The organism is Microcoleus sp. B13-B6 (assembly GCF_036705405.1).
Taxonomy (GTDB): Bacteria; Cyanobacteriota; Cyanobacteriia; order Cyanobacteriales; family Microcoleaceae; genus Microcoleus.
Map to the genome: position 1 here is coordinate 1 of NZ_JAUBUJ010000191.1, position 6701 is coordinate 6701.

6 protein-coding genes and 2 pseudogenes are annotated in these 6701 nt (G+C 42.6%); 4 read left to right on the forward strand and 4 right to left on the reverse strand.

Going from position 1 to position 6701, the window contains the following annotated elements; all coding sequences use genetic code 11:
* Window positions 1-362: pseudogene (locus QUB35_RS38005) on the forward strand (ISKra4 family transposase); the annotation flags it as partial.
* 110 nt (window positions 363-472) lie between these two features.
* Here QUB35_RS38005 and QUB35_RS38010 read toward each other — a convergent pair.
* Genes QUB35_RS38010 through QUB35_RS38025 form a run of 4 tightly spaced genes read right to left on the reverse strand, consistent with a single transcriptional unit; the run spans window position 473 to window position 4965 of the window.
* Window positions 473-694 (reverse strand): hypothetical protein, encoded by a 222-nt coding sequence (locus tag QUB35_RS38010; RefSeq protein ID WP_333148120.1) that lies wholly within the window; start codon window positions 692-694, stop codon window positions 473-475.
* Window positions 684-4361 (reverse strand): virulence-associated E family protein, encoded by a 3678-nt coding sequence (locus QUB35_RS38015; protein WP_333148122.1) that lies wholly within the window; start codon window positions 4359-4361, stop codon window positions 684-686. Before QUB35_RS38015 ends, QUB35_RS38010 begins: the two co-directional genes overlap by 11 nt.
* Complete coding sequence (locus tag QUB35_RS38020; RefSeq protein WP_333148124.1) at window positions 4358-4723, reverse strand: hypothetical protein; 366 nt, start codon at window positions 4721-4723, stop codon at window positions 4358-4360. The genes QUB35_RS38015 and QUB35_RS38020 overlap by 4 nt, the downstream gene beginning before the upstream one ends.
* Window positions 4724-4740: 17 nt before the next feature.
* Window positions 4741-4965, reverse strand: coding sequence for a hypothetical protein (locus QUB35_RS38025; RefSeq protein WP_333148126.1), 225 nt, complete (start codon window positions 4963-4965; stop codon window positions 4741-4743).
* 441 nt (window positions 4966-5406) lie between these two features.
* Between QUB35_RS38025 and QUB35_RS38030 the strand changes: the two genes are divergently transcribed.
* The 3 genes and pseudogenes from QUB35_RS38030 to QUB35_RS38040 form a co-directional block, all read left to right on the forward strand.
* Window positions 5407-5967: a helix-turn-helix transcriptional regulator gene (locus QUB35_RS38030; RefSeq protein WP_333148128.1), complete on the forward strand. Its 561-nt coding sequence runs from the start codon at window positions 5407-5409 to the stop codon at window positions 5965-5967.
* A 104-nt stretch (window positions 5968-6071) separates the two neighbouring features.
* Window positions 6072-6218: a hypothetical protein gene (locus QUB35_RS38035; RefSeq protein ID WP_333148130.1), complete on the forward strand. Its 147-nt coding sequence runs from the start codon at window positions 6072-6074 to the stop codon at window positions 6216-6218.
* Window positions 6219-6297: 79 nt separating this feature from the next.
* A pseudogene (locus QUB35_RS38040) lies at window positions 6298-6619 on the forward strand (transposase family protein); the annotation flags it as partial.
* Between the last annotated feature and the right edge of the window lie 82 nt (window positions 6620-6701).

Below are 6701 nucleotides of genomic sequence, written 5' to 3' on the forward strand. Positions count from 1 at the left end.
ATTTGAATGAAAACCTTCAGAAAGTAGGCGGTTCAATGAAGCGATTGAAGCAAGCAGAAACATATTTATGGAAAGGAGATGTAAAAAAGGCAATAGCACTATTCATAGGATTGAAGAAAAAGCCAGCCGTTAATTTTTGTAAGTATTTAGAAAAGCATAAAGAAAGAATTATTAATTACGAACTTTTCCAGAGAGATGGAATCTGTTCGATTGGTTCTGGAGCAGTAGAATCAGGAATCAAGCAAATAGCTAGACGGGTTAAAATATCTGGAGCAAGTTGGAAATCAGAACATATTGGGCAGGTATTGGCTCATCGATGTGCTTACTTAAATGGCTTAATTGGTAAGCGAAGAAATGTTTAAGTATAAATACTCATCGCAAAAGTGACACGCTCCCAGTCCATCTGGGTAGCGACTCAATTCTTCTGTCAACTCCATTAATTATTGATTAAGAACCTGAATTAGAACCTGAATTAGATGATTGATTCACCTTGAGAATTAACCAGATGTTTGATTATGTTGCTCTGGATCATGTTTCGACGAACCATTTCAATCAGCAAAATCTGTGCCTCTTCAGCGGAAAGAGATTTAGTCCGCTCAGAATAAACTTTCAGGCTAAACTTTTGTTCAATTGTAAGTTCAGTTGACAGTTTATCTGAGTGATCTTCATCTTCTCCTGTTCTTTCATTTGTCATAATCTCTGTCTGTCTCCTTGTCTGTTAGAGTTGGAGAATTGGCATTTTTAATCGATATCAATTGCGTGATTCGATCGCGAATTAAATCTTCCTCTCCCTCCAGCCACTGAACTATCACAGCCGTGTCATATTTGTTTCCTGGTGCTTTCCAGGCATACATTTGTGTTAGCAGAGCCTGCAACTGCTCTGGATAATATTCATTCCACCAAATCAACGCTATTTCCCGCAGTTTCTCTGCATCTTCTTCACTAATTAATTGCCCTGATACCTCTTCAGAAATCGGCTCTTGTTCACTTGGTGTGACCACAGAATTTTCAGAATTTGATTGTGATTCTGCTTCGGCTGGTTTGGCTTCCTCTATGAGTTCATCTAGGCAAGATGTGGGTTCATCTAGGCAAGATGTGGGTTCAGAGATTGATGTGGTTGGTTCATTGCTGGTTTCAGGTAGGTTTTCAGCAGTCTTATAGTCAGAGTCAGAGTCAGAGTCAGAGTCAGAGTCAGAGTCAGAGTCAGAGTCAGAGTCAGAGTCAGGGACTGTGAGTAGAGCGATGAAAGCAGCTTTTTCGGTTTCGGTCAGACTTGCCCAGACCTTTTGGCGATCGGCTACCCCAGTTCCGCAAACTTCTTTCAAAACACTCTGGATATTTCTGGCTAATTCTGGGTCGCCGGCTTCGAGCACTGTCCGAATATATTCGAGTAGGTCAGCTTCCTCTCTTTGTTGTTGAGTTTGCTGATCGACCTCATTTTTTGAAAGATCAACCTCATTTGGGAAAGGTCGATCGTTTTGAAAGTCTCTCTGGCTATGGTTTTGATCGACCCGATCGACCCGATCGACCTTTTCACCCAAACTTCCTAAATCGGCTGCTTTTTCAGCATCGGTCAGCGCGTCCTTGCTTGCTAAATCTGCGAGCGGTTCACATGACTGGGCCAGGGCATTCTCGCCATAATCAGAGGTCGGCTCAGAAGTTGGCTCAGAATTTGGCTCAGAAGTTGGATGGGAAGTTAGATGGGAAGTTAGATGGGAGATTTGTTCGGGGGCTGAATCGGGGGCTGAATCAGAAGCTTTTGTCGGAGCTGAATCAGGAATTAATAAAGTTTGAGAAACAGGATGATCAGGTTGATCAGGTTGATCAAACCCAGAGCCAGTAAGGAGATCAACCTTGCGATCGACCTCAGTTTTTAAGGGGTTTTCCAAAAACTGAGGTTGATCAGCAGGTTCAACAGGAGATTCAAGAGGGGGTAAAGGGTCAGGTTCAGGGCGTTCAACTTTTGCCCAGACTCGAACCCGTTTGGAGCCGATCATTCGGAATTCTCGTTCCCAGCCCATTTTTTTGAGAATCGCCGAACAGCGCATCTGGTGCGATCGCTCTTGCCGACTCAAATCGACTTGGAGATGATTGAGAAGGTCACTGACCTGGACATAATTGCGATGTTCGATGTAATTGAGGATGACATCTTCCCAGGGGTCAGAGGTTTGAAAGTCTTCAGTTAGTTGCTCTGCCCTTTCTTCGTCATTCTCAAAGTCTAGATAGGGTTCTTCACCAGAGCGATAAGCCAGCATCGCAGCAGCCCAAATTGTGTCTCGTTCTTGCCTGAGTAATTTGGTATCGATCCGTTTCTTGACCGGGATTATCCAAAATCGGCGGTTGCCAGTTTCATCGGCGAGAAACTCTTGCTTATTCGTGGTCGCCACGATAATGGAAGGTCGATCGAAAGCTTCGGTATCTCGACTATACGGCGGTCGAATTGCGTCCGTTTCAGTAGAGAGGAAAGCTTTTGTCGAGCTGACATCCCGCCGTCGAAAAATTGACTCTAGCTCCGCCCATTCAACAAACCAGGCTCGGTGTAATTTGAGCCGTTCATCTTTATCTGAGACTGTACCTAAAGAATCGTCGAAGTATTGTTTGCCTGCCAAGATTTTGAAAAATGTGGATTTTCGGAATCCTTGAGGCCCTTGCAAAATCAAAACAGTATCCATTTTGCACCCTGGTTCAAAGGCACGTTTTACCGCACCTATCAAAGTTTTGCGGATGAATTTTGTGTATAATTCACCTTCAACTCCAAAATATTTGTGAACCAAAGTATCTAAAATTGAAGTATCTGAAGCCACTGGGAGAGAATTCAGATACTCTTGAATAGGTGAGTATTGATTTTCCACGGCTATTTCTGTGAGAATGTCTTGGATATCTTCCCTACTGGAGCGGACTAATACTCCGTGTCGGATGGCGAGTTGAAGACGGACTCGATCGAGAGATACTGGTTTCCCATCTATTTCGATTCGTTTGCTGAGTGTGTTTAGCCTGATCCGCTTCCCAAAATGTCTATTCAACTTTTTGTAATCCTGAATCATCTTGTCATCAGAATTCAAAATGCTAAAAGCCGATGCTTTTGGATTTTCTAACTCAGCAACAGAATCAGGAACAGAATCAGCAACAGAATCAGGAACAGAATCAGCAACAGGAATAGAAGCAGACTCAGGTAATAAATCTAAATCAAAGGGTCGCTGACTTTTGAGAAAGCGCCAGTATACGCCCTTGATGCAGTTTTCTACTCCATCAGGAATATAGTGTTTGATAGAGGATATCGGGTTCGATTTAACAGCCGAATCCCATACCTGCTGCCACTCATCCTCGTCCCATCCGCCACCAGATGAGCAGCGCCGACAAGCATCCATAAACAATGTATAAGCATCGTCATCAGTAGCTTGTCCAAGTCGCTGAAATTCTGTCTGAACTCCCAATAAATCTCTGGCAAGCATTGCCATCGACGTATTTCTTTGAGTCTCGACTCCATTCAGATAAACTTTGGCTTTCCCCAAGGCGGAATCCAAGGGTATGGCGATCGACACCGGAACCTTAATATCTTTGAATTTTATCTTTTGGGTTGTTGGCGCGGGAAGAGTTTCTGTTAATTTGATAAGTGTCGCTGTTGAAGTAGCAGCATTTCCTGTACCGTTAGCAGTATTTTCACTGCTTATCGGTCTCTGAGAATTTGCTAATAAATCGAGTAAGTTCTGCTGATTCTGCTCTTTTTCCTCCTTTCTCCTTTGCTCAAGTTCTGCCAATAATCTAATAAGACGTTCCCGCAAATCATTGTAGCTGTACCGGATGCCGGAGTCAGAAACTATTTCTGATTTGATTGGTGGGCGATCGGGTTTGATGTGCCAACCCCCTGCTAAGCGAAACACCCTACTAGGATTTTTATTACTCTCATCAGCTCCCATTATCTCGATGAGAATCACTTGCAGTTCGCGCCACTGTTCCGGTGTAATAGGCTCCTCGAACAACCAATACGGTTGCATGGACTTGTCACCGCTAAATATGGTGAATGTCGGTTCTACAAATCCTACTTCACTCCATTTTTCAAATTGTTCAGCTAACGGGATATTATCCCATTCACAGAAAATACCGCAGCACTGTTTGATGTCAGCATCACTGTGACCAGTGCCACCAGCTCCATTGACGACTACATAGACACCGCGCCCATCTGTTTGATATTGTTCGATTCGTTGGTAGTCTAAGCCAGAGAGTTTGCGTCCTTTATCTTTTTTCTTACGATCGTCTGTGGAATGAAAGAAAAATCTCAAATAGGCTTCACCCGGTGCATATCCTAGATATTTGAGATGTTTTTCGGCTAATTCACGATCGATCACTATTTTATTGTTCACGTCTTTGCTCCTGATTTTATCCCTGATTTTTCAACTTCCGATTGGTTGAAGGAGTTGATAAGAGTCTGCAATTTCAATCGCAGACGGTTAATCTCTGAATTTAGATGGTTGCGTTCTACCTCCAAATCACTAATTTTCTGTTCGAGACAAGTGATTTTTCTTCGATTAGCTATTTCCTTCTTTCGCTGCTGTGATTGTTTAGATTCAGCGACGGGTTCAGCGACTGATTCAGCGACTGATTCAGTAGTTGCTGTAGCAAGTCGATCGGCTAGGCATTCACAGCAGAAGCCGTCCGTTAATTTGGCAAAACGACGTTTACCATCTTTGTGGTAATTAGTCCGGCACCATCCGTTTATGGTCATCAGAACCTCTCTAATACTTAAGTTTCAGTATTGTGTTGAGAGATATTCTGAGAGAAATAAAGAATTAAAGCTGCTTCCACTAAAGAACCCACACTAATTCTTTTGTGCGCTGCGAAAACACGAACTTTGTGGTCAATTTCTGAAGAAATCGTTAAAGTGTGCTTAGTCTTTTTTGCTTTCTCTGGCAAATTGTTGGTATCCGCTAACACAGTTAGCACTGTTGAGCTTACTGATTCTGTCATATAAAGAAATAGTGGGTAAAAGATTGGTAGCCGTCCACGCTTAAACTTTCCTGACTGCGCGTTAGGGTTGCCCGTGCATTGTCCGTGCATCGCAAAATGCCAAGCATTGCAAAATATGCCAAGCTCAAAGGAGAATGAAGGAGCTTTGCTAATGTAGGTAAGGAGTTGTTACGCTAAAGTAAGGCGGACGTAGTACCTGTTTCCATGTCAGGACAGGCTAAGACCGCAAAGCATTTAAGGGTGTGGTGATTGAGAATCCTGAACAGATCAAAACAAACTAAGGTGGTAACTCAATGTTTGCTATGGCTTAAGCTATTACTAGCTTGAGTTTGCTGCTCTACCTTTCCCTCTGCTCTGTGTTCTGTGCTCTGTGCCTTGTACCTGCGAATAGGCTTGGTAACTCTTACCAGGCGTATTTACCATAATACAATATTAACCAATATGGATACCCCATCTCAGATCATATTTTGTTTTTTGGACGGCCATTATCCAAATAAGGAAACCGGAGTTTCCCAGTCAAATGCTCAGGTGGACAATCTTCCGAGTGACTGCCACAAAAACTGTCAGAACCATCAAAATTCTTCCCAAAACGATTCCCAAAATTCTTCCCAAAACGATTCTGAAACCTCTGAAAACTCTGAAAACCATAGCCAGAGGCAATCTCAGAAATATCGGATGGATGATATTACCAGGAAAAGATTTGCTGAAATAATTCAACAAATGCGTGCCGATCGCTCTTACCGAGCCTTTGCCCGATTGCTTAAGGTAACTCATCCCACCATTAAAGCTTGGGAAAATCTTGAAGGAATTCCCGATGTAGAAAATCTTGAACGCATCGCTCAGTTCCGAGGTGAAACTCTTGAAGAATTTAAGCAAGTCCTGGCTGGACAGCGGACAGCTACAGCTAGCCTATTACAAGAACTTGTAAAGCAAGTTCGTACTATTTCAAAGGAAGAGCTTGCTGTTGTCCTCCAGGTTATTGCCGAGCGCATTGCCTCCTAAATTCTTCTATTTCTCTTATGACTTTTTAATAATGTATTTACCAATAGTGGTAAATAGTGTATCTTGGTAAGTAGCTTAGCAGCACTATTTACCAATGAGTAGCAATGGCAAAACTACCGACGACGTTTACAAGCCTTGACTTTACGGGATTTGAGTTCGATCGTTCTAAACAGTACAGTGGAATCAACCGAGAAATGGTTGATTTTGCCTGTGCAGTGCTTCAAAAGAATCGGGTAGGGGTGGCAGGGTAAACGCATCTTAATTTCAACCTAAAACATGATAAGATTAAGTATTTAGCTAAATCAAGTGCGTAATTCATAGGTGCGATCGATGGCGAAAGGGTTTACTGCGACTTTAACTTCCCAACAAAAAACAATAGGTGTATCGAATCCGACAGACTTATTGAACGTTAGTTTTTTAAACCATTTTGAGAAATTGACCGATCCAAGAATAGAAAGAAGTAAAGAGCATTTACTAATAGATATTGTAGCCATTGCGATTCTAGCTGTCATCAGCGGTGCGGATGGATGGGGAGCAATAGAACTCTATGGAAAAGCTAAATATGAATGGCTAAGAGGTTTCCTGAAACTGCCGAATGGAATTCCTTCTCATGATACATTTAGTCTCCTTCTTTGCTCGAATTGAACCGAAGCAGTTTGGCGTTGCTGAGTTAGAGTATGAATAGGAGGAATAATTTATGCAATGCCCAGAATGTAAATCAACCCATATCCGTA

What these genes read in the sequence shown, in the direction of transcription:
- QUB35_RS38010 (WP_333148120.1), bottom strand. Translation starts at nt 694, where the DNA reads ATGACAAATGAAAGAACAGGAGAAGATGAAGATCACTCAGATAAACTG.
- QUB35_RS38020 (WP_333148124.1), bottom strand. Translation starts at nt 4,723, where the DNA reads ATGACCATAAACGGATGGTGCCGGACTAATTACCACAAAGATGGTAAA.
- QUB35_RS38025 (WP_333148126.1), bottom strand. Translation starts at nt 4,965, where the DNA reads ATGACAGAATCAGTAAGCTCAACAGTGCTAACTGTGTTAGCGGATACC.
- QUB35_RS38030 (WP_333148128.1), top strand. Translation starts at nt 5,407, where the DNA reads ATGGATACCCCATCTCAGATCATATTTTGTTTTTTGGACGGCCATTAT.
- QUB35_RS38035 (WP_333148130.1), top strand. Translation starts at nt 6,072, where the DNA reads ATGGCAAAACTACCGACGACGTTTACAAGCCTTGACTTTACGGGATTT.